Below are 26,667 nucleotides of genomic sequence, written 5' to 3'. Positions count from 1 at the left end.
CGGGAGGTTCCGGGTGCGCGTGGGACTGCTGACCCGTGAGTTCCCGCCGGACGTCTACGGAGGCGCCGGAGTCCATGTCGAGTTCCTCGCCCGGGAGCTCGCCCGCCTCGTGGACCTGGACGTGCACAGCTGGGGCGAGGGCCGCAGCGACGGCGTGCTGCGCCACCGCCCCTGGTCCGCGCTCGACGGCGCCAACGACGCGCTGCGCACCTTCTCCGTGGACCTCGCCATGACCGCCGCCCTCGAAGGGCGCGAACTGGTGCACTCCCACACCTGGTACGCCAACCTCGGCGGCCACCTCGCCAAGCTCCTGCACGGCGTCCCGCACGTGGTGACCGCCCACTCCCTGGAGCCCCTGCGCCCCTGGAAGGCCGAGCAGCTCGGCGGAGGCTACGCGCTGTCCGGCTGGGCCGAACGCACCGCGTTCGAGGCGGCCGACGCGGTGATCGCCGTCTCCGGCGCCATGCGCGAGGACATCCTCGGCTGCTACCCGGACCTCGACGCCTCCCGGGTCCACGTCGTGCACAACGGCATCGACACCCGGCTCTACCGGCCCGACCACGGCACCGACGTGCTGGAGAGGGCCGGCCTGGACCGCTCCCGCCCGTACGTCCTGTTCGTCGGTCGCATCACCCGTCAGAAGGGCGTGCCCCATCTGCTGCGCGCGGTCCGGGGCATCGACCCCGCCGCGCAGGTCGTGCTGTGCGCGGGCGCCCCGGACACCCCCGAGATCGACCAGGAGTTCCGCGACCTCTTCGCCGAACTCGGCCGCGCCCGCGAGGGCGTGCACTGGATCCCGCGCATGCTGCCGCGCACGGAGGTGATCCAGCTCCTGACGCACGCCGCCGTCTTCGTCTGCCCCTCCGTCTACGAGCCCCTCGGCATCGTCAACCTGGAGGCGATGGCCTGCGGGACCCCGGTGGTGGCCTCCCGGGTGGGCGGCATCCCCGAGGTCGTGGCCGACGGCGTGACGGGGGTACTCGTCCCGAGGGAGGAGGGTGCGGACGACGACTTCGAGACGGGTCTCGCGCGCGCTCTGGACTCCGTCCTCGGCGATCCGGCGGCCGCCCGGCGGATGGGCGAGGCGGGCCGGGAGCGCGCGGTGGAGGAGTTCGGCTGGGACGCGGTCGCGCGCCGCACGGTCCGGCTCTACGAGGAGATCCTCAAGCGGGCTTGAGCCGCCCCGCCCGGGGCGGCCGAGGGTGAACGAGGGTGAGGGGAGCGGCCATGCGTCGTGGAGGTCCTTCGGTGCTCGGCATCGTGCTGGCGGGCGGAGAGGGCAAACGCCTGATGCCCCTGACCGCGGACCGCGCCAAACCGGCGGTCACCTTCGGTGGCACGTACCGCCTGGTCGACTTCGTGCTGTCCAACCTGGTCAACGGCGACATCCTGCGGATCTGCGTCCTCACGCAGTACAAGTCGCACTCCCTGGACCGGCACATCACCACCACCTGGCGGATGTCCAGCCTGCTCGGCAACTACGTCACCCCGGTCCCCGCCCAGCAGCGCCTCGGCCCGCGCTGGTTCCTCGGCAGCGCCGACGCGATCCTCCAGTCCCTGAACCTGGTGCACGACGAACAGCCCGAGTACGTCGCGGTGTTCGGCGCCGACCACGTGTACCGGATGGACCCGCGCCAGATGCTCGCCCAGCACATCGAGTCCGGGGCGGGGGTCACGGTCGCCGGGATACGCGTCCCGCGCGCCGAGTCGCCGTCCTTCGGCGTGATCACGCCGGGCTCGGACGGGCAGACCGTCACCGGCTTCCTGGAGAAGCCCGCCGACCCTCCCGGCCTGGCCGACGACCCCGGGTGCGTCTTCGCCTCGATGGGCAACTACGTCTTCACCACCAAGGCCCTCGTCGAGGCCCTGCACCGGGACGCCGAGGACCCGAACTCCGTGCACGACATGGGCGGTTCGATCCTGCCCCAGCTCACCGACCGGGGCGAGGCCGCCCTGTACGACTTCAGCGCCAACCACGTCCCCGGGGAGACCACCCGCGACCAGGGGTACTGGCGGGACGTGGGCACGCTGGACGCGTACTACGACGCCCACATGGACCTCATCGCCGAGCGGCCCGCGTTCAACCTCTACAACCGCGACTGGCCGGTCTACACCCACTCCACCCAGCTCTCGCCCGCCCGCTTCAACGGCGGTGGCATCGCCGGCGAGTCGATCATCAGCGCGGGCTGTCTGATCCGGGGGCAGGTCACCCGGTCCGTGCTCTCCCCGGGGGTGGTGGTCGACCCGGGTGCGGTCGTGCAGGGCTCGGTGCTGCACGACAACGTGCACATCGGCCGGGGCGCGGTGGTGCGCGGAGCGGTGCTGGACAAGAACGTGCAGGTGCCGCCGGGCGCGACGATCGGCGTCAACCCGCAGCGGGACGGCGAGTTGTACACCGTCTCCAAGGGCGGCGTGATCGCGCTGGGCAAGGGGCAACGGGTGCCGTGAGGCACGGACGACCGGGCGGCCGGCGGCCCCGGGAGCGCGCGACACCCGTGATACGCGCGTTGAGCCCGGGGCCGTTGTCATGTCCCTGGACGTCAAGCGGAATCCGTGTTGTCATGCCTCTGCACCGCTGCTGTTACATCGATGTATGACATCGATGTCCTGAGCCATCAGCCACCACCCGTTCTCGAGGAGAGGGTCAGTGCGCACCAAACGACTCAGAGACAAACTCGCCCTGTTGCTGGCAGCCGCGCTCGGCGTCGCGGGACTCGCCGCCGTACCGGCGGCCAACGCGGCCGACGACGACGGCACCGCGGAGGTCCACGGCCTGAAGGGCGAGTACTACACCCAGTCCGCCCCCGGCGCCTTCGACTTCCACGAGCTGAAGGCCACCGGCTTCGACCAGCAGGTCGACTTCAACACCCTGGAGCCGCGACTCGCCTTCGCCACCGGGCAGTCGGACGACGTGAGCGTCCGCTGGACCGGCAAGCTCGTCCCGGAGAAGACCGGCGCCCACACCTTCTCGATCACCGGCGACAACGGCTTCCGCCTCTGGATCGGCGGACAGCTCGCCATCGACCACTGGGTCGACGACTGGGACCGCGAACAGACCGCCCAGCCGATCGAGCTGACGGCCGGCCAGTCCTACGACATCAAGCTGGAGTACTTCGAGCACTACGGCGGCTCCAACCTCCACCTGCGCTGGACCGAGCCCGGCGGCAGCAAGGAGGCCGTTCCGCAGTCGGCGTTCCGTCTGCCCGACGGCTTCGACTACAACGGTGCGACGGCGACCACCGTCCAGTCCACCGGCCGCACCCTCAAGCTGGACTTCGCGAGCCCGCTCGCCGCGCCCCCGGCCGGTCTCACCGACCACCTCGAAGCGGTGATCGGCGGCGCCACGTGGCCGCTCGGCGAGACCAGGCTGGACCCCGCCGACCCCAGCGCCCTGCTCGTCGCCCTCGACCAGCCCGTCGTCGGCAACAAGAACGGCGACGCCCCCGGCACCGCCGACGTCCGCTACGACGGCGAAGGCGGGCTCAACGACACCGAAGGCAACGTTGTCAACGCCTTCTGGAGCAGCGGCGGCAACGAGTCCACCTACGAGCTGCGCACCGACTGGGCCGACGAGGTCGGGCCGGACAACGCCCTCCCGGAGTACCCGCGCCCGCAGCTGACCCGCGACGACTGGCAGAACCTCAACGGCCGCTGGCAGTTCGCCCCCGCCGAGGCGGGCGAGCAGCCGCCGGTCGGCAAGAACCTCAAGGAGCGCATCCTCGTCCCGTACCCGGTGGAGTCCCAGCTCTCCGGCATCCAGCGGCACGAGGACCGCATGTGGTACCGCCGCACCTTCACCGTGCCCCGCGACTGGCACATCGGCTCCGCCCAGCGGCTGAAGCTGAACTTCGGCGCCGTCGACTGGCAGTCCGAGGTGTACGTCAACGGCACCAAGGTCGCCGACCACAAGGGCGGTTACGACAAGTTCAGCGCCGACGTCACCGATGCCCTCAAGCCCGGCCGCACCCAGGAACTGATCGTCGGCGTCTACGACCCGACCGACGCGGCGAACGGCGAGAACCCGCCGCTCGGCAAGCAGCGCCTGGACCCGAGCGGCATCTGGTACACGCCCAGCTCCGGCATCTGGCAGACCGTCTGGATGGAGCCGGTCGCCCGGGACCACGTGGACTCCCTCAAGCTCACCCCGCACGTCGACGGCGCGGCTAGCACCCTCACCGTCGAGCCGAAGGGCGTGCGCGACGGCGTGCGCGTCAGGGCCACGGCGTACGCCGGGCACCGCAAGGTCGCCACGGTCAGCGGCCGCACCGGCGAGCCGCTGACGCTGAAGATCCGCGACCCGCGCCTGTGGTCGCCCGACGACCCGTTCCTGTACGACCTGAAGGTCACCGTCGGACACGACCACGTCGAGAGCTACTTCGGCATGCGTTCCATCGCCGTCGAGAAGGTCAACGGCGTTCCGCGCACCATGCTCAACGGGAAGCCCACGTTCCTGATGGCCACCCTCGACCAGGGCTTCTGGCCGGACGGACTGCACACCGCGCCGACCGACGAGGCCCTCGCGTACGACCTCAGGCTGCACAAGCAGCTCGGCTTCAACTCGGTGCGCAAGCACATCAAGGTCGAGCCCGACCGCTGGTTCTACTGGGCCGACAAACTGGGCCTGATGGTGTGGCAGGACATGCCCGCGATGACCGCCGGGAAGAACCCGTCCACCGCGGCCCGCGCCGAGTACGAGCGGGAGATGAAGGAGATGATCGACGAACATGTCAGCCACCCGTCGATCATCATGTGGGTCACCTTCAACGAGGGCTGGGGCCAGTACGACATCGGCCGCGTCGCCGCGCAGGCCAAGGCCTGGGACCCGACCCGGCTCGTCAACAACCAGTCGGGCCTGAACCTCGGGGCCGACGGCGGCGCCGGCGACATCATGGACGAGCACGGCTATCCGAGCCCCGCCCTGCCGCCGTCCCCGGACGGCGAACGCGCCCTGGTCACCGGTGAGTACGGCGGCCTCGGCCTCGCGGTGCCCGGACATGCCTGGTCCGTGCAGCAGTCGTACGTCGACGTCGACCCGCAGACGTACACGGACGACTACCTCACCAAGCTCGACGAGGTACGCGCCCTGGTCTGCCGGGGCAGCAACGGCGCCGTGTACACCCAGATCTCGGACGTCGAAGGCGAGCTGAACGGCCTGACCACGTACGACCGCAAGGTGCTCAAGCCGGACGTCGAGCGGGTGAAGGCCGCCCAGGAGGCCCTCATCCACGACGCGTCCCAGCCCACCCCGGCGGGCTGCACCGCCTGATCACCCGCACCCGAAGCAGAACCGCACGACACAGCAGACCTTCCGGAGGTCACCGCACATGATCGGCACCCGGCGTCTGCGGCTGTGCGTGGCCGGGGTGGTGGCAGCGTCCGCGCTGCTCACCGCCCCGGCGGCGCAGGCCGCCCCGACGACCGACCAGAACCTGACCGACCTCGTGAACCCGTTCATCGGGACGGAGAACGAGGGCAACACCTATCCCGGCGCCGCCGTGCCCTTCGGCATGGTGCAGTTCTCGCCGGACACCGGCCACAACACCGGCTACGACCACTCCGACACCCGCATCCGCGGCTTCTCCCTGGTCCACCTCTCCGGCGTCGGCTGCGGACTCGGCGGCGACCTGCCGGTGCTGCCGACCACCGGCGACGTCACCGAGACGGACTACGCGAAGTACGCCGCCTCCTTCAGCCACGACGACGAGGAGGCGAGCCCCGGCTACTACCGCGTCGGCCTCGACTCCGGTATCGAGGCGGAGCTGACCGCCACCGAACGCACCGGCGTGCAGCGCTACACCTTCCCGGCCACCGACAAGGCCAACGTCCTGCTCAACGCCGGCCAGTCGCTGCACAAGAACATCAGCACCAAGGTCGAGGTGCTCGACACCCGCACCGTGCGCACCGCGATCACCGGCAGCGGCTTCTGCCAGGACACCAAGCCCTACACCGTCTACACCATCACCCGCTTCGACCGTCCCTTCGCCTCCTACGGCACCTGGGACGACGGCACCGTGACGGCGGGCGCGAAGAGCGGCGGCGACGGCGCCTACGTCCGGTTCGACACCACGAAGGACCGCACCGTCGAGGCCACCACCGCCCTGTCCTACGTCGACGCGCACGGCGCCGCGCGCAACCTGCGCGCCGAGGGCGGGCACTCCTTCGCCGCCGTGCGCCGCGGTGCCGAGCGCACCTGGGAGCAGCGGCTGGACGACGTCAGGGTCCGCGGCGGCGACGACACCCTGCGCCGCACCTTCTACTCGTCCCTGTACCGGTCCTTCCTCGCGCCGAACATCGGCAGCGACGTGGACGGGCGGTACACCGGCTGGGACCAGGAGATCCACCGCGCCAAGGGCTTCACGTACTACCAGAACTGGTCCCTGTGGGACACCTACCGCACCCAGTCCCAGCTCCTCGCCCTGCTCGCGCCCCGCGAGGCGCGCGACATGGCGATCTCCGTCATCAAGATCGACGAGGAGAGCGGCTGGCTGCCCAAGTGGGGCTACGGCACCGTCGAGACCAACATCATGACGGGTGACCCGGTGACCCCCTTCCTCACCAACGCCTACCAGCAGGGCCTGCTGCACGGCTGGGAGGAGAAGGCCTACCGGGCGCTGAGGAAGAACGCCGACGGCGTCCCGCCCGCCGACTCGCCGGCCGTCGGCCGGGAGGCCAACCGCGAATACCTCGCCGACGGCTTCGCGCCGTACGTCAAGGGCCGCCCGCACGCCAAGCCGGGCGACTCCGACTACGACCACGGCGCCTCCGCCACCCTGGAGTACGCCCTGTCCGACGCCATGCTCTCCCGCATGGCCCGCGACCTCGGCCACGACGCGGACGCGAAGCGGTACGCCGAGCGCGCCCAGAACTACCGCAACGTCTTCGACCCCTCGACCGGCTTCTTCCGGGCCCGCGACGCCGAGGGCGCCTTCACCGGTCCGGCCGACCCGGCGCAGAGCGAGGGCTTCCACGAGGGCACGTCCTGGCAGTACCAGTGGCTGGTGCCGCAGGACCTGCCCGGCATGATCGACCTCATCGGCGGCACCGGGGCGGCGAACGAGCGGCTCGACTCCTTCTTCGCCTACGACCAGCTCCTCGCCGACCCGGCGAAGACCGCCCGCGAGGTGTGGGTGAACGGGCCGTACGACTACTACAACGCCGACAAGTACAACCCGCAGAACGAGCCCGACCTGATCGCCCCGTACACCTACCTGTCGACCGGGCAGCCCTGGAAGACGACCGACGTGGTGCACGCTGCGCTCACCCTGTTCACCGACACGCCGACCGGTATGACCGGCAACGACGACCTCGGGACCATGTCCGCCTGGAACGTCCTGTCCTCGATCGGGATCTTCCCGATCCAGCCCGGCTACGACACCTGGGGCCTGTCCACCCCGGTCTTCGACCGCGTCGACCTCACCCTCGACCGCCGCTACTACCCCCGCGGCGGCCTGACGATCACCGCCCCCGGCACCTCGGACACCGACCGGTACGTCCAGTCGGCCCGCACCGACGGTTCGGCCTACGCCCGTACGTGGCTGACGACGGACGCCCTGCGCTCCGTGCGGTCGCTCGCGTTCACGGTCGGCCCGCAGCCGTCCGGGTGGGGTACCGGGGCAGAGGCGGTGCCGCCGCCGCTGACCTGAGCCGACGCGAGCACAGGCGCCCCATGCGACACAGCAGTCCCGCCCCTGCCGAAAGGGGCGGGACTTTAATCTCCTGTTAACTGTGCGTAGCTTGATCGTACTTGACCGTAATCGTCGGAGAGCGATTGACTGCTTGTCCACCCGTTGTCCATCCGCCACCCATGCGTCGTCCTTGCGAGGCCAGCCCGTGACTCCCGATCCGCTCGCTCCCCTCGACCTGGCGTTCTGGAACATCGAGTCCGCCGAGCACCCCATGCACCTGGGCGCTCTCGGCGTCTTCGAGGCCGACTCGCCCACCGCGGGCGCCCTCGCGGCGGACCTGCTCGCGGCCCGCGCCCCCGCGGTGCCCGGACTGCGGATGAGGATCCGGGACACCTGGCAGCCGCCGCTGGCCCTGCGCCGGCCGTTCGCGTTCGGCGGCGCGACCCGCGAGCCAGACCCCCGCTTCGACCCGCTCGACCATGTGCGGCTGCACGCCCCGACCACGGACTTCCACGCCCGGGCCGGGCGCCTGATGGAACGCCCCCTGGAGCGCGGACGGCCCCCGTGGGAGGCGCACGTGCTGCCGGGCGCGGACGGCGGGTCCTTCGCCGTGCTCTTCAAGTTCCACCACGCCCTGGCCGACGGCCTGCGTGCCCTGACCCTTGCCGCGGGCGTCCTCGACCCGATGGACCTGCCGGCGCCCCGGCCCCGCCCCGAGCAGTCGCCGCGCGGACTCCTGCCGGACGTGCGCGCCCTGCCCGACCGGCTGCGCGGCGCCCTGTCCGACGCCGGGCGCGCCCTGGACATCGGCGCCGCCGCGGCGCTGTCCACCCTCGACGTGCGCTCCTCGCCCGCGCTCACCGCGGACTCCTCCGGCACCCGCCGGACCGCGGGCGTGGCCGTCGACCTCGACGACGTGCACCACGTTCGCAAGACCACCGGCGGCACCGTCAACGACGTACTGATCGCGGTCGTCGCGGGCGCCCTGCGCCGCTGGCTGGACGAGCGCGGCGACGGCAGCGAGGGCGTCGCGCCCCGGGCCCTGATCCCCGTCTCCAAGCGCCGCCCGCGCAGCGCCCACCCACAGGGCAACCGGCTCTCCGGGTACCTGATACGGCTTCCGGTCGGCGACCCCGACCCGCTCTCCCGCCTCGGCACGGTCCGCGCCGCCATGGACCGCAACAAGGACGCCGGGCCCGGCCGCGGCGCCGGAGCCGTCGCCCTGCTCGCCGACCACGTGCCGGCGCTCGGCCACCGGCTCGGCGGGCCGCTGGTCTCCGGGGCCGCCCGGCTCTGGTTCGACCTCCTGGTCACCAGCGTGCCCCTGCCCAGTCTCGGGCTGCGGCTGGCCGGGCACCCGCTCACCGAGGTCTATCCACTGGCGCCGCTGGCCCGCGGCCACTCCCTGGCGGTGGCCGTCTCGACGTACCGCGGACGGGTCCACTACGGCCTGGTCGCGGACGCGAAGGCGGTGCCGGACCTCGACCGGTTCGCCCTGGCGGTGGCCGAGGAGGTGGAGACGTTGCTCACGGCGTGCCGTCCCTGACCCCGGCGGGTTTGGATCCACGCCGCGCGCTGAATAAAATCCGCTGTTCGACAGCGGTCGCCCCCGGAGCGCCGCAACGGTGACCAGGGAACGGCAGCGGCGATGACGGTGACACAGGACGGTGCGGCGACCACGGACGAGGTGGCGGCATCCGGGTACGGCCCCGGCATCGACCCCGAACGGCTCGCGGTCTGCCTCGACGTACTGAAGGAACTCGACGAGCTGGACGTCGACCACCCCGACGCGATCGCGGTCCGCCGGGCCACCTCGCACATCTACCGCATGGTCAAGCAGCGCCGCCGCCAGGAGCGCCGCGCCGCCAAGACCGCCCACGACAAGGCGGTCACCGAGGCCACCGCCACCGGGTCCGCCGAGCGCATCGACGACGAGACCGAGGGCCTGCTGCCCTCCTCGCGCACCGAGCAGGGTGCGATCGCGGGGATACTCCAGCGCCCCCGCTCGTGCTACATCTGCAAGCAGCGCTACGTCGAGGTCGACTACTTCTACCACCAGCTCTGCCAGGACTGCGCCGCCGAGAACCGGACCCGCCGCGACGCCCGCGCCGACCTCACCGGCAAGCGCGCGCTGCTCACCGGTGGCCGCGCCAAGATCGGCATGTACATCGCGCTCAGGCTGCTGCGCGACGGCGCCCACACCACGATCACCACCCGCTTCCCCAAGGACGCCATCCGCCGCTTCAAGGCGATGGACGACTCCGCGGACTGGCTGCACCGCCTGGAGGTCGTCGGCATCGACCTGCGCGACCCCGCCCAGGCCGTGGCCCTCGCCGAGCAGGTCACGGAGCAGGGCCCGCTCGACATCCTGATCAACAACGCCACCCAGACCGTGCGCCGCCTGCCCTCCGCGTACGCCGCGCTGGTCGAGGGCGAGAGCGCCCCGCTGCCCGCCGGTGAACTGCCCGCGCACCAGGTCATCGGCGCCTTCAACTCCGGTGCGGTGGACGGCCTGGCCGCGCTGCCGCTGGGCACCTCGGGGCTCGACGCGCAGAAGGTGGCCGACCTCGCCCTGGTGGCCGGCAACGCCAGCGTGGTCCGGCACCGCGAGGGCACCGCCATCGACGCGGGCGGCCTGGTGCCCGACGTCGTCGACTCCAACACCTGGGTGCAGACCATCGAGCAGATCTCCCCGGTGGAACTGCTGGAGACCCAGCTGTGCAACTACACCTCGCCGTTCATCCTCATCAGCGCGCTGCGCGCGTCGATGGCCGAGGCCGCGCGCAAGGCGCCCGCGGGCCGTGCCTACGTCGTCAACGTCTCGGCGATGGAGGGCGTGTTCGCCCGCGGCTACAAGGGTGCCGGTCACCCGAACACCAACGCGGCCAAGGCCGCCATGAACATGGTGACCCGGACCAGTGCCCAGGAGATGTTCGACGCCGACCGGATCCTGATGACCTCCGTCGACACCGGCTGGATCACCGACGAGCGCCCGCACTACGACAAGCTGCGCCTCGCCGACGAGGGCTTCCACGCCCCGCTCGACCTGATCGACGGCGCTGCCCGCGTCTACGACCCCATCGTGCGCGGCGAGGCGGGCGAGGACCTGTACGGCGTCTTCCTCAAGGACTACGCGCCCGGCAAGTGGTGACCGGGCCCTCAGGGCGGCCGGGGCCGGCCGGTCCGTACCGGACGGTGCCTCAGTCGACCGCGCCCAGCCGCGAGTTCCGCGCCGCCGTCAGCTCCAGCACCGTGCGCCAGTCCTCCAGGACCCCGGCGTCGAAGACGGCGGTGCGCGCCTCCTCGTCGGCCTGACGCAGGCTGACCAGGTCGTCGTCGTGGTCCCAGGCCTCCGGGTGGGCCTGGCGGCGCAGCAGGCGGGCGACGCGGGCGCCGAGCAGCGGCCGTACCGCGTCGGCGGTCCTGGCGGCCGGGCTGCCGGGCCACAGCAGCCGGCCAACCGGCGACACCAGCCCCGCGACCTGGAGCTCCTTGTCCGCCGGGCGGCGCCGACGCAGCAGCGCGGCCGTGCGCAGCGCGTGCCCGTGCGGATCCCCGGGCCCGCCGCCGGCCCCGTCGGCGGGCCGTTCGCCCCGGCAGGCGTACAGCAGGTCCATCAGCTCCTCGACGCTGCGCAGTTCCATGCCTCGGTCCTCCCACGAGACAGCCGTTGCCGACGAGCAGCAGACCATGGCGAGCTTGCGCCGCAGCCAACGGCAACTTAACTGCGCGACCCGGCGCCGCCGACATTCGAAGGCGCGGACATCGATGTAGGCCGAACGGGTGAGTTGCGCACCGTGCGGAAGAGGAGGAATCGGGGCAGACTCGGGTCAACTGCGGGCGGAGCGAAGGGCAATGGTTGTCCCATCTTTTGAGCCCCATAGAGCGCACCCCCGCTCATTTGGTTAATCTGGTCCGGACGGACGGCAGTACAGGGCACTACCCACACCCAGGTCCGTCATGGGACAAGCCGGTTCACAACGGCCTGCTTCCGCACGAGTTTCCGGCGCCACCGCGTCCGAACTGCATTTCGACCCACACTCGAGCGGGCGCCGGGTGCCGGACAGGAGACTGGCGTCGGCAGGCCCCGAGGGTGATCCGACACATAAGGAGTGCGCGGTGACACCGGAAACGACGACGACCCCAGAGCAACGCACCGAGGAACGCACCGGGCGGGCAGGCCGCCGGCCCGGCGAGATCGGCAGCCTCGACGTGTGGGCGCGCTCCGCCCCCATCCGCCTCGCGGGCTACGAGGAGGACCTCGCCGAGCCGCACATCCTGCCGAGCGTGGACTGACCCGCACGCCACCCACCGAGGCCGCCGCACGCATGGGCGTGCCACACTCGCGCCCATGCTGATCAGGGAAGCCACGGCCGGCGACTGGCCGCACATCTGGCCCTTCTGGCACCGCATCGTCGCCGCCGGTGAGACCTACGCCTGGGACCCGGACACCTCCGAGGAGGACGCCCGGGCCCTGTGGATGAGCCCCGCCAAACGCGTCTACGTCACCGAGGACGACACCGGCACGGTCGTCGCCTCGGCGTACGTCACCCCCAACTACGGCGGCCCCGCCGCCCGCATCGCCAACGCCGGCTTCATGGTCGACCCCGACCGGGCGGGCCGCGGCACCGGCCGGGCCCTCGCCGAGTACGTCCTGGATGCCGCCCGGGCCGACGGATACCGGGGCATGGTCTTCAACGCCGTCGTCGAGACCAACCCCGCCGTCGGGCTGTGGACCTCCCTCGGCTTCACGATCCTCGGCACGGTGCCGGACGCCTTCGACCACCCGCGGTACGGGCGGGTCGGCCTGCACATCATGCACCGCGCCCTGTAGCCCCGCTCAGCCGAGCGGCGCCGTCCGCCGCCAGGGCCGCGACGCCTCGATCCGTTCCGCCAGCTCCAGCAGCGCCGACTCCGACCCCGGGCGCCCCACCAGCTGTACGGCGCAGGGCGCGCCCGACTCCAGTGTGCCGAACGGCACCGACATCGCGGGCCAGCCGGTCAGGTTCCACGGTGGCGTGAACGGCGAGTACGCGGAGTTCGCCACCACGTTGCGCAGCCAGCCCCGCTCGTGCCAGGGTCCCGCCGCGGGGGAACGGCGGGCCAGCGCCGGGGTGAGCAGGACGTCGTACTCGGCGAAGAACGGCTCCAGCCGTCCGCGCAGCCGCTCCCGGCCCGCGCCGGACGCCACCCGGCCGGCGAAGCGTCGCCCGAGGGCCGTGTGCACCCGGGTGCGCCTGGTCAGCAGCCGCCGGTCCAGGTCCCGTGCGTCCACCGACGTACCGGCTGTCCAGTGGGTCAGCGCGGTCACGCCCAGCGACGCCGGATAGGGCGGGTCCGCCCGCCGTACCTGGTGCCCCGCCTTCGTCAGGACCCCGGCGGCCTCGCGAACGGCCCGCGCGTACGGTCGGGAGACGGGGACGCCCGCCAGGGGGCTGCGCAGGGAGGCGGCGACGCGGAGGGCGCCGGAGTTCTCGCGGTCCGGCAGGGGCCCGTCCGCGAGGACGTCGAGCATGAGGCGGGCGTCGGCGACCGTCGTGGCCAGCGGCCCGTTCTCGGACATGCCGAACCAGTCGCCCTCGCCGATACCGGCCGGCACGACGCCACGGCCCGGTTTGAGGGTGACCAGGCCGCAGTTGGCCGCGGGTATGCGCAGTGAGCCCATCCCGTCGTTGCCGAGCGCGAGAGGCACCATCCCGGCGGCGACCGCGGCCGCGCTGCCGCCCGAGGAACCGCCCGCCGAGCGGGCCGGGTCCCACGGGTTGCGGGTCGTGCCGAGCACCCCCTCGGTGGTGCCGAACACGCACAGCTCCGGCACGTTCGTCAGCCCCACCACCACCGCGCCGGCCGCCCGCAGCCGGGCCACAGTGACATGGTCGGCGTCCGCGGGCGTGTGCGGCGTGGCGGCCGAGCCGACGCGGGTGGACTCCCCGCGCACCGCCAGATTGTCCTTGACCGCCACCGGCACCCCGGCCAGCGGCAGTTCGCCCAGGTCGCCCCGGGCTCCCACCTCCTCGGCCTCGGCGAGCGCGGCCTCGGCCCGCACCGCGCGGAAGGCGCCGACGCGGCCGTCCAGCCGCTCGACGCGGGCCAGGTGCTCCGCCACCACCTCGCGCGGGGTGGCCCGCTTCTCTCGTACGGCGGCGGCGATCTCGACGGCGGTCCGGCCGGCCCAGTCGGTCACGGAGGGCTCCTAGGGTGTGGGAACGGGAACGCGACCTTACCGATGAGTAGGCAGGACAGCATTAGGCAGGACAGCATTGGGCAGGACAGCATTGGGCAGGACAGCACTCCGCCCGCACCGGGCGCGTGCCTCGAGAGCACCGCCAGCCGTGACCGTCGTCCCACCGGTGATCGGCCGTCACCCGCGTCCGCGCCGCAGGGGCGTGCACGTGCCCGCGGCTCGGACCGGCCCCGCCCTTGAGCGACCGGAGGTCCGGCAGCCGCCCGTCGGGGGCCCGCTCGCCGGAGCCCGGGGCACCCGGCCGCGGCCGTCAGACCGAGGGCCGCACCACTCCCGTGCTGTCCCGCTCGATCAGCCTGGGCACCGGTACCCGCACCGTCCGGGCCGGACCGCCGTCGAGGAGGGCGGTCAGTTCCGTGGCCGCCGTGCGGCCGAACTCCACGCTGTCCCGGGACAGGGCGGACAGCCACGGCTTGACCATGCGGCACAGTGCCGAGTCCTCCCAGGCCACCACGGACACGTCCGCCGGTACCGAGAAGCCGAGTTCGGCCGCGGCGGCGACCCCGGCGACGGCCATCACGTCGTTGTCGTAGATCAGGGCGGTCGGGGGAGTGGGCGCCTCCAGGACGCGGCGGGTGACGGCCGCGCCCTCGGCGTCCGAGTAGTCGGTGGTCACCGACTCGACCTCGCCCAGACCGCGCCGCCCGGCCTCCGCGCGCAGGGCGCGGATACGGCGTTCGGTGTGGGCGAGGCCCGGCAGCCCGGCGATGTGCACGATCCGCCGGTGTCCGAGCGCGTGCAGCGCGTCCACCAGCGCGGCCATCGCACCCGCGTCGTCCGCCCACACCGTCGACAGCCCCGGATGACGCTCGTCCGGGGCCCCGCCGATCACCACGGCGGGCAGGCCGAGTTCGTCGAGCAGGTCCGGGCGCGGATCGTCGGTGCGCGGGTCCACCACGAGGACACCGTCCACCCGGTGTTCGGCCCACCAGCGCCGGTACACCGCACTCTCGTCCGTGACGTCCTGCGCCACCTGGAACAACAGCCCCAGGTGCCGCTCCGCCAGCACCTCCTGGATGCCCGAGACCAGTTGCAGGAAGAAGGAGTCCACGCCGAGGGTGTGCGCGGGCCGCGCCAGCACGAAGCCGACCGTCGCCGCACCCTCCCCGGACAGCGCGCGTGCCGCAGTACTGGGCCGCCAGCCGAGCTGCTCGGCCACCCGGCGCACCCGGTCCCGGGTGATCTCGGAGACTCCCGGCCGGTCGTTCAGCGCGAACGACACCGCGCTCTCGGAGACCCCGGCCCGGCGCGCGATGTCCTTCATCGTCGGCCGGCGCGCGGCGGGCCGCTTGGCCGGCATGCGCGCTCCTTTCCTCGGTGCGAGTGGTGAGAGCTGTCTCAGCTAAAGCGCTTGAGTGCGAAGATCCTAAAGCGCATTAGTAGTTCCTGGCAAGTGCCCGTCCATACCGCTCTGACCTGGACTAATGCTGTTCCTTCTGCTTTAGTTTGCGTGAATCCATTGACTTTCCGCGGAATCGCCGTGCATGGTCGCTGGCATCCCACCGCCGACGTCCTTCAGGGAGACGTGTCACCGTGCCCACCTCGCGCAGAACATTCGCCGTCGCCGCCGTCGCCGCCCTCGTCCTGCCGCTCAGCGCCTGCGGTTCCGGAGGCGACGGCGGCTCTTCGACCGACGCCTCGGGCAAGGTCGAGGGCGACATCACCTTCCAGACCTGGAACCTGCGGGCCAACTTCAAGGACTACTTCGAGGGTCTGATCGCCGACTTCGAGAAGAAGTACCCCGACACCCACGTCAAGTGGGTGGACCAGCCCGGCGAGGGCTACGCCGACAAGATCAGCGCCGACGCCGCCGGCGGCACCCTGCCCGACGTCGTCAACGTCTCCCCGGACCTCGTCGCACCGCTCGCCAAGGCGGGCCTCGCCCTCGACCTGGACAAGGCCGCCGGGCAGTACGAGAAGGAGTACCTGGAAGGTGCCTGGGCCAGCCACCGCATACCGGGCATGGACGGCACGTACGCCTTCCCCTGGTACCTCAACACCGGCCCGCTCTTCTACAACAAGTCCCTCTTCGAGAAGGCCGGACTCGACCCCGAGCAGCCGCCGAAGACCTACGACGAGGTCTTCGACGCCGCCCTGAAGATCGCCGACAAGACCGACGGCGAGGTGGCCACGCTCGCCAACGTGCCCACCATCGAGGACTTCGGCCGCTACGGCGTCCCGCTCATGAACAAGGAGGGCACCGCCTTCGCGTTCAACGACGCCAAGGGCGTCCAACTCCTCACCCGCTACAAGGAGCTGTACGACGCCAAGGCCCTGGACCCGCAGGCGCTGACCGCCACCCCCGAGTCCTCCGGGAAGAAGTTCCTCACCGGCGCCGTCGCCATGAACCCGGGCAGCGCGCTCGACCTCGCCAACTTCAAGAAGCAGGCGCCGAACCTGTACAAGAACATCGGCATCACCGACCAGATCACCAGCACCGGCCACGTCAACATGTACGTGATGGGCCTGATGGTCAACGCGCAGAGCCAGCGCAAGCCGGCCGCGGTCGCCTTCGCGCACTACGTCACCGACGCGGCGCACCAGATGTCGTTCGCCAAGCAGGTCGCCATCTTCCCGAGCACCGCCGGTTCGCTGGACGACCCGTACTTCACCAAGGAGGACGGCACCGACGAGACCCGCGTCCGGGTCGCCGCCGCCAAGTCGCTGAAGACGGCCGTCAACTACACGCCCGTACTGTTCAGCGAGCAGATGAAGACCGAGCTGCGCAACGAGGTCGCCAAGGCGCTCCAGGGCAAGCAGAGCCCGAAGGAAGCCCTCGACAACGCTGTCAAGGCGTGCGACCGGCTCCTCCAGCAGCAGGGCTGAGACATCATGGCGAGTCCCACCCTCACCACCGGCACACCGGACGCCCGCAAGGGCGGCGGCGCCCGGCGCGTGCGACGGCAGCTGCCCGCCAGCCCCTGGCTGTTCGCCGCACCCGGTCTGCTGATCACCGGCGCGTTCATCCTGTACCCGTTCGTCTCCACGCTCATCAACTCCTTCACCGACCGCCGCACGCTGGTCCCGGGCGAGTTCGTGGGGCTCGCCAACTTCCGCGAGCTGCTCCACGACGACATGTTCTGGATCGGCCTGCGCAACAGCTCCCTGTACGTCCTCGGGGTCGTCCCCGCGCTGGTCCTGCTGCCGCTGCTGCTCGCGATGCTGGTGCAGAAGAACATCCCCGGCATCACCTTCTTCCGCTCGGCCTTCTACACCCCGGTCGTCGCCTCGATCGTCGTCGTCGGGCTGATCTGGGTCTGGCTCCTCGACGAGCGTGGACTGGTCAACTCCCTGCTGGAGACGCTCGGTGCCAGTCCGGTCGGCTTCCTCAGCGACCAGTGGCTGATCCTGCTCAGCGCGATGGGTGTCACGGTCTGGAAGGGCCTCGGCTACTACATGATCATTTACCTGGCGGCGCTGGCCAACGTGCCCCGCGAGCTGCACGAGGCCGCCGCCGTGGACGGCGCGGGCGCGGTCCGCCGCTTCCTCACCGTCACGGTGCCCGCGGTCCGTTCCACCATGGTCCTGGTCGCGGCGCTCTCCTCGGTCGCCGCCTTCAAGGTCTTCTCCGAGGTGTACCTGATGGCGGGCCCCAGCGGCGGACCGGCCGGCGAGGACACCACCCTCGTGATGCTGGTCCAGCGCACCGGCACCGGCCTCACCGGCCGGGTCGGCTACGCCTCGGCCATCTCCGTGGTCGTCTTCGTCGTCACCGTCGTCCTGATGCTGCTCGTCCTGCGCGCCGACCGGAAGGAGGATGCGTGAGCATCGCCGAGAAGACCCGGCCCGCCGGGCGGACCCGGGCCACCGACCGGGAACGGAAGCGGGAACCGCGCATCACCGACGAGCACGGCCGCCGGGTACGCGGGTGGGAACTGGCCCTGCGCTACCTGCTGCTGCTCGGCGTCCTCGCCCTGACCATCGGCCCGTTCCTGTGGCAGCTGTCGACCTCGCTCAAGGGCCCCACCGAGGACATCTTCAGCTCCCCGCCGAAGTTCCTGCCCTCCGACCCCACCCTGCACAACTACGAGCGGGTCGCCGACACCATCCCGGTGTGGGACTACGCCCTGAACTCGCTGAAGGTCGCCGCCGCCAACGTCGTCACCAACTGCGTCGGCGCCGCCCTCGCCGGATACGCCCTGGCCCGCCTGCGCTACCGCGGCCGGCGCGTCGCCACCCTGGTGTTCATCCTGGCCATGCTCGTGCCGGTGGAGGGCATCATCATCGCCCAGTTCACCACCATGCGGGAGCTGGGCCTCAACAACACCCTGGTCGGCGTGGTGCTGCCGGGCTGCGTCAGCGCCCTGAACGTGCTGCTGATGCGCAACGCCTTCCTCAACCTCCCCTACGAGATCGAGGAGGCCGCCTTCGTCGACGGCGCCAACGTCTGGCAGCGGTTCTACCGGATCGCGCTGCCCGCGGTGAAGGGCACCCTCGCCGTCGTCGCGATCTTCGCCTTCATGGGCGCCTGGGACGACTTCCTGTGGCCCCTGATCGTGCTGAGCGACCCGTCCAAGTTCACCCTGACCATCGGCCTGAACTACCTGCACGGCACCTTCGCCAACGACGAACGCCTCGTCGCCGCCGGCACGATCATCGCCGTGGCGCCGCTCATCATCCTCTTCGCCTGCCTCCAGCGGTACTTCTTCCGCGGCGTGGGCGAGGGCGCCGTCAAGGGCTGAACCACCCGCTTCCCCCCTCTCAAGGACACCGCATGCCTTCTGCCGTGCGCTTCGGCGTCAACTACACCCCGAGCGTGGGGTGGTTCCACCACTGGCTCGACTTCGACCTCGACTCCGTACGCGCCGACCTGGACTCCATCGCCGCGCTGGACGTGGACCACGTCCGCGTCTTCCCGCTGTGGCCCTACTTCCAGCCCAACCGCACCCTGATCCGCGAGCGCGCGGTCGAGCACCTGGTGGCGCTGGTGGACGCGGCCGGTGAACGCGGCCTCGACGTCAACGTGGACGGCCTCCAGGGCCATCTGAGCAGCTTCGACTACGTGCCGGCCTGGACCCGCACCTGGCACCGGCGCAACCTGTTCACCGACCCCGACGTCGTCGAGGGCCAGGCCGCCTACCTGCGCACCCTCGCCGCCGCCCTGGCCGGACGGTCCAACTTCCTCGGCATGACGCTCGGCAACGAGGTCAACCAGTTCTCCGCCGGGCCGCACCCCGACCCGGACCGCGCCACCAGCGCCCAGATCGACGCCTGGCTGGAGCGGATGCTGGCCGCCTGCGAGGAGGGCGCCCCGGGCCGCATGCACCTGCACGCCGAGTACGACGCCACCTGGTACCAGGACGACCAGCCCTTCACCCCCACCCAGGCCGCCCGGCAGGGCGCCGTCACGGCGGTGCACTCCTGGGTCTTCAACGGCACCGCCCAGCGCCACGGCCGCACCTCCGTGCCCAGCGAGCACCACGGCGCCTATCTGATCGAGCTGAGCAAGGCATGGGCCGACGACCCGCACCGCCCGGTCTGGCTCCAGGAGGTGGGCGCCCCCGCGCCCCTGGTCCCCGCCGAGCACGCCGCCGCCTTCACCGAGGCGACCGTCGAGAACGCCCTGGACTGCCCGGACCTGTGGGGCGTCACCTGGTGGTGCTCCCACGACGTGTCCCGGGCGCTGGCCGACTTCCCGGAGCTGGAGTACGGACTCGGGCTCCTCACCAACGACCGGCGCCCCAAGGACACGGCACGGGTCCTGGCGAGCGCGGCGCGCGCCGCCCGGGACGGAGCCCGCCCCGCCCCCGCCCCGCGCACCACGGCCCTCGCCGTGCCGGCCGACCCCGCCGCCCGCTCGGCCTGCGCCCCCGGCGGCGCCGTCTTCGACGCCTTCTTCCGGCTGGTCGCCGACGGCGCCCGTCCCACCACCGTCCTCGACACCCGCGCCGCGGACCCCGGGCACCTCGCGGCCCGCGGCATCACCGAGGTCGTCGTCCCCGACCAGGTGACCGCCCCGTGACCCCAGCCCCGCCCGGTACGACGAGCGCGCCGCACGATTCGAAGCGCGTCCCGCTGGGGAGCTGTACCTGACGTCGGCCCCCGCCACCGCCCACCCAACCCCGGGCAACCACCCGCCCCCCGACCCCGGAGCACCCGCATGCATGACGACCGCAGCCTGGTCGAAGCCCGCCTCAAGCGCGTCCTCGACGAGCGTGTCCGCCCCGCCCTCTACCCCGAGTCCGTACCGCTGGACGTGGCGGTCTGGAACGCGCCCGGCGAGCCCGTCCCCGTCGAGGAGGGGCTCGCGGCCGAACCGCGGCCCATCGAGGTCGGCGCCCGCTGGGGCGCGCCCTGGGGCACCAGCTGGTTCCGCGTTACCGGCACCGTGCCGAAGGAGTGGGCCGGCAGGACCGTCGAGGCGATCCTCGACCTGGGCTTCGACGAGAACATGCCCGGCTTCCAGTGCGAGGGCCTGGTCTACCGCCCCGACGGCACCCCGGTGAAGGGCCTCAACCCGCGCAACCAGTGGGTGCGGATCGGCGCCCCCGTCGAGGGCGGCGAGGAGGTGCGCCTGCACGTCGAGGCGGCCTCCAACCCCGTCATCCTCGACTACCACCCCTTCGTGCCGACCCAGCTGGGCGACAAGGACACCGCGGGCAGCGAACCGCAGTACACCCTCACCCGCATGGACCTCGCCGTCCTGGACGAGACGGTGTGGAACCTGGTGCTCGACCTGGAGGTCCTCGGCGAGCTGATGGCCGAGCTGCCGGTGGAGTCGCCGCGCCGCTGGGAGATCCTGCGCGCCGTCGACAAGGCGCTGGACGCCATCGACCTCCAGGACGTCAACGGCACGGCCGAGCAGGCGCGTTCCCGCCTCACCGAGGTGCTGGCCGCCCCCGCCGTCCCCTCCGCGCACCGCATCAGCGCCGTCGGGCACGCGCACATCGACTCGGCGTGGCTGTGGCCGCTGCGGGAGACCGTGCGCAAGGTGGCCCGGACCACCTCCAACATGACCGCCCTCCTGGAGGACGAGCCGGACTTCGTCTTCGCCATGTCCCAGGCGCAGCAGTGGGCGTGGGTGCGCGACCACCGGCCCGAGGTGTGGGCGCGGGTCAAGAAGGCCGTGGCGGACGGGCGGTTCGTGCCGGCCGGCGGCATGTGGGTGGAGTCGGACACCAACATGCCCGGCTCCGAGGCGATGGCCCGGCAGTTCGTGCACGGCAAGCGCTTCTTCCTCGACGAGTTCGGCGTCGAGAACGACGAGGCGTGGCTGCCGGACACCTTCGGCTTCGCGGCGGGCCTCCCGCAGATCATCAAGGCGGCGGGGGCCAAGTACCTGCTGACGCAGAAGATCTCCTGGTCCCAGACGAACAAGTTCCCGCACCACACCTTCCGCTGGGAGGGCATCGACGGCACCCGGATCTTCACCCACTTCCCGCCCGTCGACACCTACAACTGCTCGATGAAGGGCAGCGAGATCGCCCACGCGGCGAAGAACTTCAAGGACAAGGGCGTCGCCCGGCACTCCCTCGCCCCCACCGGCTGGGGCGACGGGGGCGGCGGCACCACCCGCGAGATGGTCGCCAAGGCGGCCAGGATGCGCGACCTCGAAGGCTCCGCGACCGTCGAGTGGGAGACCCCACACGCCTTCTTCGAGAAGGCCGAGGCCGAGAACCCCGCCCCACCGGTCTGGGTCGGCGAGCTGTACCTCGAACTGCACCGCGCCACCCTCACCAGCCAGGCCAAGACCAAGCAGGGCAACCGCCGCAGCGAGCACCTGCTGGGCGAGGCCGAGCTGTGGGCGGCCACGGCGGCCGTGCGCGCCGGTTTCCCCTACCCGTACGACGACCTGGACCGCATCTGGAAGACGGTCCTGCTGCACCAGTTCCACGACATCCTGCCCGGCTCCTCCATCGCCTGGGTGCACCGCGAGGCCCGCGCCACCTACGACCGGGTCGCCGCCGAACTGAACGGCATCATCGACGCCGCCCAGCGCGCCCTGGCCGGCGAGGGCGACACCCCGCTGGTCTTCAACTCCGCACCGCACGCGCGGGCCGGGGTCCCGGCGGGCGCCGCCACGTCCCCCGCGACCGAAGGACACACCGACCTCGGCTCCCGCCCCGGCGGCGGCCATGTCCTGGACAACGGCCTGCTGCGGGTCGAGATCGACGACCGGGGCCTGGTGGTGTCGGCGTACGACCTCGCCGCCGACCGCGAGACGATCGCGCCGGGCGGGGCGGGCAACCTGCTCCAGCTCCACCCCGACTTCCCGAACATGTGGGACGCCTGGGACGTCGACGAGTTCTACCGCAACACGGTCACCGACCTCACCGAAGCCGACGAGGTCGCCCCCGGCGACGACGGCGCCTCGGTGCGGATCGTCCGCTCCTTCGGCTCCTCCCGTGTCACCCAGGTGCTGACCCTGGCGCCGGGGGAGCGACGGCTGGAGGTGGACACCGAGGTCGACTGGCACGAGACGGAGAAGTTCCTCAAGCTGGCCTTCCCGCTCGACGTGCACGCCGAACGGTACGCGTCGGAGACCCAGTTCGGGCACTTCCACCGGCCCACCCACACCAACACCAGCTGGGAGGCGGCCAAGTTCGAGGCCTGCAACCACCGCTTCGTGCACCTGGAGGAGCCCGGCTGGGGCGTCGCACTCGTCAACGACTCGACGTACGGCCACGACGTCACCCGCACCGTCCGCGGCGACGCCGACGCCGGTACGACCACCACGGTCCGGCTCTCCCTGCTGCGCGCCCCGCGCTTCCCCGACCCCGAGACCGACCAGGGCGTGCACCGCTTCCGGCACGCGCTGGTGCCCGGCGCGGGCATCGGCGACGCCGTGCGCGAGGGCTGGCGGATCAACCTGCCCGAGCGGCGCCTCACGGGCGCCGCCTCCGAGGTCGCCCCGCTCGTCACGGTCGACCGGGACGCGGTCGTCGTCACCGCCGTCAAGCTCGCCGACGACGGCAGCGGCGACGTCGTGGTCCGCTTCCACGAGGCCCACGGCGGCCGGGCCCGCGCCACGCTGACGGTCGGGTTCGCGGTCACGGACGTGCAGGTGACCGACCTGCTGGAACGCCCGCTCGCGGACACGGAGGCCCCCCGGGCGGACGGCGACCGGATCGCCGTAAGCCTGCGTCCGTTCCAGCTGATGACCCTGCGGCTCAAGCGCGCCTAGCGCCGCCGCCTCCGCCGGGCCCGGCTCACCGAGAAGGGGTGAGCCGGGTCGGCGGCAGGTACTCCCGCACATAGGTCCGCTCCCAGCACGCGCCTGTCTCCCGCAGCTCCCGCCAGGTCGTGTACCGGTAGCGGAACAGCCGGGCGCGCACGAAGCGCGGCGGCGCGTCCGGCGGGAACGGGGACCGGCGCAGCAGCCGCAGCGTGGCGCGGTCGTTCTCCAGCAGCCGTTCCACGAGGGTGCCGAACCACGACCCGGCGTACGAGGGCGACAGCGCGGCGAACCACATCAGCCAGTCCAGACGCAGATGGTACGGCGCGAACTGGCGCGGCCAGCGTCGCGGGTCGCCGGGTTTGCCCCTGAACTCGTACTCCCGCCAGTCGCCGTCCTTCCTGGCGACCTCGTCGGCGGTGCCCTCGATCACCACCTCGTAGCGGACCCGGCTGACGGAGCCGAAGGCGCCGTAGGTGTTGACCAGGTGGAGCGAGTCGAAGGAGCGGTTCATCACCTGGCGGCGGGAGATCATGTTGCGCACCGGCCGGTGGCTCAAGAACACCAGCAGCGCCGCCACCGCCAGGACCACGGCCTCGTACCAGAGCGGTGCGGCGGCCACGGCCGGGGCGTCGGCCGGGAAGCGGACCACCGACAGGGCCAGCACGATGGTGACCCAGTTGAGCCAGGAGAAGTTGCCCGAGAGCACCAGCCACAGCTGGGTGGCGATCATCAGCGCCGCGGCGGCCGTCGACACGGGGTGCGGGGCGAACAGGAGGAAGGGCACCACCAGCTGCGTGACGTGGTTCGCGGCGACCTCGACCCGGTGCAGGGGCCCAGGGAGGTGGTGGAAGAACCAGCTCAGCGGGCCCGGCATCGGCTGGGTCTCGTGGTGGTGGTCCAGGCAGGTCAGCTTCCGCCAGCACTCGTCACCGCGCATTTTGATCAGCCCCGCCCCGAACTCCACCCGGAACAGCAGCCAGCGCAGCAGGAACAGCACCACGACCGGCGGCGCCACCTCCTCGTTGCCCAGGAACACGGCGACGAAGCCGGTCTCCAGCAGCAGCGACTCCCAGCCGAAGGAGTACCAGGTCTGTCCGACGTTGACGATCGAGAGATACAGCGCCCACGGCACCAGCCACAGCAGCATCGCGCCCCACAGCGGCAGCAGTGAGTCCAGCCCGGCCACCAGCGCCGCCGACACCGCGCAGCCCGCCCAGGCGCAGCCCGCGAGGAGCCGGTCGGAGTAGCGCCACTGGAACAGGCTCGGCGCCCGCCGGAACGGCACCCGCTCGACGAAGCGGGGCACCGGTGTCAGACCGCGCTCGCCGAGCAGCGCCCGGAACTGCAGGGCGGCCGTCAGGAACGCGACCAGGTAGACGACGGCCAGCGCCCGCTGGAAGACCAGCCGGGCCAGCCAGTAGTCGGGTGCGGTGAACCACTCCACGGCCGGGCTCCTCTCGTACCCGCTCCCCCCGCTCCCGGCTCCGGGTACCCCCGCTCGGCCGCCGGCCCCCTCCGGACCCTTTCACGCCTGTCCGGCGACCAGGAGTCGAAGATTCCGACAAATCCTGGCAAGGTGGGGTCCATGTCTGATCGGGGAGCGAGCGCCCCGTCACTCCCGGACGACTGGCCCGCCCACCCGGACCCGATTCTGGCGCTCAACCGCATGGGCAGCTTCGACTGGGACCTGGACGCCGGGCTGTTCCACATGGACGCCCAGGCCCACGAGGTGTTCGACCTGCGCCCGGAGGAGTACGACGGGCGCCCCGAGTCGCTGGCGCTGCGCGTGCCCACGGCGGAGAGCCGCCGCATGGACGCGATCGTCGCCCAGGCCATGAAGGACGGCAGCGAGAACTACGGCACCTACTTCCGCCTGCGCCGGCGTGACGGCACCCTGCGCTGGACCCGCACCCAGGGGTACATCCGCCGCGACGAGACCGGCCGCCCGCGCCGGATCATCGGCATCGTCCGCGACGCCACCCAGGAGATGGCCGAGACCGCGGCCAGCCGCGACCAGGCCGTGCAGGACGAGGCCCGCCGCCGACTCACCAACGTCGTCCAGCTCGCCACGGCCGCCCTCGCGCACGCCCGCACCGTGGACGACGTCATCGACGTGCTGCGCGACACCCACGGCCTCACCCGGCTGGGCGCCACCAGCCTGGTGATGGGCCTGGTCGAGGCCGGCCGCATCCGGCTGGTCGCCGACGGCCCCGAGAACAGCTTCATCCCCGGGACCCGGGTCACCCGGATCGACGAGCCCTACCCGATGAGCGAGGCCGTACGGACCCTCAGCCCCCGCTTCATCGAGTCGCCCGAGGAGTTCGCGGAGCGCTACCCCGGGCTGTGGAAGGACATCACCCACCTCGACATCACCGCCGCCGCCTATCTGCCGCTGATCGCGCAGGCCCGGCCCATCGGTGCCATCGGGCTGCTCTACAGCGACCGGCACGGCTTCTCCCCGGAGGACCGCAACGTCCTGGTCGCGCTGGGCAGCGGCATCGCGCAGAGCCTCCAGCGGGCCATGCTCTACGAGCAGGAGATGGACCTCGCCGAGGGCCTCCAGCAGGCCATGCTGCCGCGCACCATTCCCAGCGTGCCCGGCTGCGACGTCGCCGTCCGCTACCGCGCGGCCTCCATCGGCGGCGCGCTCGGCCGGGACATCGGCGGCGACTGGTACGACCTGATCCCGCTGCCCGGCGGCCGGGTCGGCGCCGTGATCGGCGACGTCCAGGGCCACGACACGCACGCCGCCGCCGTCATGGGCCAGCTGCGCATCGTGCTGCGCGCCTACGCCGCCGAGGGGCACCCCCCGGCCACGGTCATGGCGCGGGCCTCCGTCTTCCTGCACGAGCTGGACACCGACCGCTTCGCGACCTGCCTGTACGCGGAGGCCGACCTGGGCACCGGAGTGGTCCAGGTGGTCCGTGCCGGGCACATCGACCCGCTGCTGCGCTTCGGGGACGGCACCTGCCGGCTCGTGCGCGTCGAGGGCGGGCTGCCACTCGGCCTGTCCGCCGAGTTCGGGCGCCTCGCCTACCCGGTCGCCACCCTGGAGCTGGACCCGGGCAACACCCTGCTGCTGTGCACCGACGGTCTGGTCGAGCAGCCCGGCGCCGACCTCGACGAGGGCATGGACGTCCTCACCGCGCTGATCACCTCCGGGCCGCAGGACGTGCGGGACCTGGCCGACCGGCTGATCGACGTGGTCGACGAGCGGCGCGGCGACGACGACGTCGCGCTCCTGGTACTGCGCCGGCACGGCCTGGGCGCTCCGCGGACCTTCGGCCGGGTCCAGCAGCACGTCTCCCCGGGCGACCCGGAGGGCCTCACCGAGGCCCGGCACATGATCCGCGCCGCGGTCCGGTCCTGGGGCGCGCGGGGCCAGAGCGACGAGATCGAACTGGTCGCCGACGAGCTGATGACCAACGCCCTCATGCACACCGAGGGCTCCGCCGTCGTCACCCTGCGGCTGCTCACCGGAACCGACCGGCGGCTGCGGGTCGAGGTCGAGGACTCCTCCAGCGCCCTGCCGCGCCGCCGGGAGGCCGGGGACGACGGCGTGTCCGGACGGGGGCTGCTCCTGGTCGACACGCTCGCCGACGCGTGGGGCGTGGAGGCGCGCGGCGGCGGCAAGGTCGTCTGGGCGGAGTTCGTGGTGGCGCACGGGGCGGGCTGAACCC

At 72.0% G+C, this 26,667-nt stretch carries 18 protein-coding genes; 14 read left to right on the top strand and 4 right to left on the bottom strand.

Translation table 11 applies throughout. The features are described 5' to 3' along the window. Positions 1 to 13 precede the first annotated feature (13 nt). From glgA to ACZ7MF_RS19775, 6 genes are all read left to right on the top strand, one after another. Complete coding sequence (gene glgA, locus ACZ7MF_RS19800) at positions 14 to 1,177, top strand: glycogen synthase (protein WP_471478085.1); 1,164 nt, start codon at positions 14 to 16, stop codon at positions 1,175 to 1,177. Between the two features lie 50 nt (positions 1,178 to 1,227). Then, positions 1,228 to 2,448, top strand: coding sequence for a glucose-1-phosphate adenylyltransferase (glgC, locus tag ACZ7MF_RS19795; protein WP_471478084.1), 1,221 nt, complete (start codon positions 1,228 to 1,230; stop codon positions 2,446 to 2,448). 199 nt (positions 2,449 to 2,647) lie between these two features. After that, on the top strand, positions 2,648 to 5,266 hold the full coding sequence (locus ACZ7MF_RS19790) for a PA14 domain-containing protein (protein ID WP_471478083.1): 2,619 nt from the start codon (positions 2,648 to 2,650) through the stop codon (positions 5,264 to 5,266). Positions 5,267 to 5,324: 58 nt separating this feature from the next. Further along, entirely contained in the window at positions 5,325 to 7,643 is a 2,319-nt protein-coding gene (locus ACZ7MF_RS19785) for a GH92 family glycosyl hydrolase (protein ID WP_471478082.1), read from the top strand. 187 nt (positions 7,644 to 7,830) lie between these two features. Continuing rightward, on the top strand, positions 7,831 to 9,171 hold the full coding sequence (locus ACZ7MF_RS19780; RefSeq protein ID WP_471478081.1) for a WS/DGAT/MGAT family O-acyltransferase: 1,341 nt from the start codon (positions 7,831 to 7,833) through the stop codon (positions 9,169 to 9,171). A 102-nt stretch (positions 9,172 to 9,273) separates the two neighbouring features. Further along, on the top strand, positions 9,274 to 10,776 hold the full coding sequence (locus ACZ7MF_RS19775; protein WP_471478080.1) for an SDR family NAD(P)-dependent oxidoreductase: 1,503 nt from the start codon (positions 9,274 to 9,276) through the stop codon (positions 10,774 to 10,776). A 49-nt stretch (positions 10,777 to 10,825) separates the two neighbouring features. On the opposite strand, the gene ACZ7MF_RS19770 is transcribed toward ACZ7MF_RS19775, so the two are convergent. After that, positions 10,826 to 11,269 (bottom strand): hypothetical protein, encoded by a 444-nt coding sequence (locus tag ACZ7MF_RS19770; protein ID WP_471478079.1) that lies wholly within the window; start codon positions 11,267 to 11,269, stop codon positions 10,826 to 10,828. 475 nt (positions 11,270 to 11,744) lie between these two features. Here ACZ7MF_RS19770 and ACZ7MF_RS19765 point away from each other — a divergent pair, with 475 nt between their 5' ends. Continuing rightward, on the top strand, positions 11,745 to 11,921 hold the full coding sequence (locus ACZ7MF_RS19765; RefSeq protein ID WP_087805276.1) for a hypothetical protein: 177 nt from the start codon (positions 11,745 to 11,747) through the stop codon (positions 11,919 to 11,921). A 55-nt stretch (positions 11,922 to 11,976) separates the two neighbouring features. Continuing rightward, complete coding sequence (locus ACZ7MF_RS19760) at positions 11,977 to 12,459, top strand: GNAT family N-acetyltransferase (protein WP_471478078.1); 483 nt, start codon at positions 11,977 to 11,979, stop codon at positions 12,457 to 12,459. A gap of 6 nt (positions 12,460 to 12,465) precedes the next feature. Here the strand turns inward: ACZ7MF_RS19760 and ACZ7MF_RS19755 are convergent, their stop codons facing one another. Continuing rightward, entirely contained in the window at positions 12,466 to 13,809 is a 1,344-nt protein-coding gene (locus ACZ7MF_RS19755; RefSeq protein ID WP_471478077.1) for an amidase, read from the bottom strand. A 310-nt stretch (positions 13,810 to 14,119) separates the two neighbouring features. Continuing rightward, positions 14,120 to 15,169: a LacI family DNA-binding transcriptional regulator gene (locus tag ACZ7MF_RS19750; protein WP_471478076.1), complete on the bottom strand. Its 1,050-nt coding sequence runs from the start codon at positions 15,167 to 15,169 to the stop codon at positions 14,120 to 14,122. A 233-nt stretch (positions 15,170 to 15,402) separates the two neighbouring features. Here ACZ7MF_RS19750 and ACZ7MF_RS19745 point away from each other — a divergent pair, with 233 nt between their 5' ends. From ACZ7MF_RS19745 to ACZ7MF_RS19725, 5 genes are all read left to right on the top strand, one after another. Next, entirely contained in the window at positions 15,403 to 16,695 is a 1,293-nt protein-coding gene (locus tag ACZ7MF_RS19745; protein ID WP_471478075.1) for an ABC transporter substrate-binding protein, read from the top strand. Positions 16,696 to 16,701: 6 nt separating this feature from the next. Then, positions 16,702 to 17,634, top strand: coding sequence for a carbohydrate ABC transporter permease (locus ACZ7MF_RS19740; protein WP_471478074.1), 933 nt, complete (start codon positions 16,702 to 16,704; stop codon positions 17,632 to 17,634). Next, positions 17,631 to 18,551 (top strand): carbohydrate ABC transporter permease, encoded by a 921-nt coding sequence (locus ACZ7MF_RS19735; RefSeq protein ID WP_356863874.1) that lies wholly within the window; start codon positions 17,631 to 17,633, stop codon positions 18,549 to 18,551. The genes ACZ7MF_RS19740 and ACZ7MF_RS19735 overlap by 4 nt, the downstream gene beginning before the upstream one ends. A 32-nt stretch (positions 18,552 to 18,583) precedes the next feature. Further along, positions 18,584 to 19,831 carry a glycoside hydrolase 5 family protein gene (locus tag ACZ7MF_RS19730; protein ID WP_471478073.1) on the top strand — a complete coding sequence of 416 codons (1,248 nt, stop codon included), beginning with the start codon at positions 18,584 to 18,586 and terminating at the stop codon, positions 19,829 to 19,831. A gap of 138 nt (positions 19,832 to 19,969) precedes the next feature. After that, positions 19,970 to 22,993, top strand: coding sequence for an alpha-mannosidase (locus ACZ7MF_RS19725; protein WP_471478072.1), 3,024 nt, complete (start codon positions 19,970 to 19,972; stop codon positions 22,991 to 22,993). A gap of 25 nt (positions 22,994 to 23,018) precedes the next feature. On the opposite strand, the gene ACZ7MF_RS19720 is transcribed toward ACZ7MF_RS19725, so the two are convergent. Further along, the gene (locus ACZ7MF_RS19720) at positions 23,019 to 24,431 is read right to left on the bottom strand and encodes a lipase maturation factor family protein (protein WP_471478071.1); all 1,413 of its coding nucleotides are present in this window, start codon (positions 24,429 to 24,431) and stop codon (positions 23,019 to 23,021) included. Positions 24,432 to 24,572: 141 nt separating this feature from the next. Here ACZ7MF_RS19720 and ACZ7MF_RS19715 point away from each other — a divergent pair, with 141 nt between their 5' ends. Then, positions 24,573 to 26,663 carry a SpoIIE family protein phosphatase gene (locus tag ACZ7MF_RS19715; protein WP_471478070.1) on the top strand — a complete coding sequence of 697 codons (2,091 nt, stop codon included), beginning with the start codon at positions 24,573 to 24,575 and terminating at the stop codon, positions 26,661 to 26,663. Positions 26,664 to 26,667: the final 4 nt, after the last annotated feature.

It is taken from the genome of Streptomyces sp. NPDC111628 (assembly GCF_055635195.1).
Note: the sequence above shows the minus strand (reverse complement) of the source record. Positions and strands in the feature narration are given on the sequence as shown.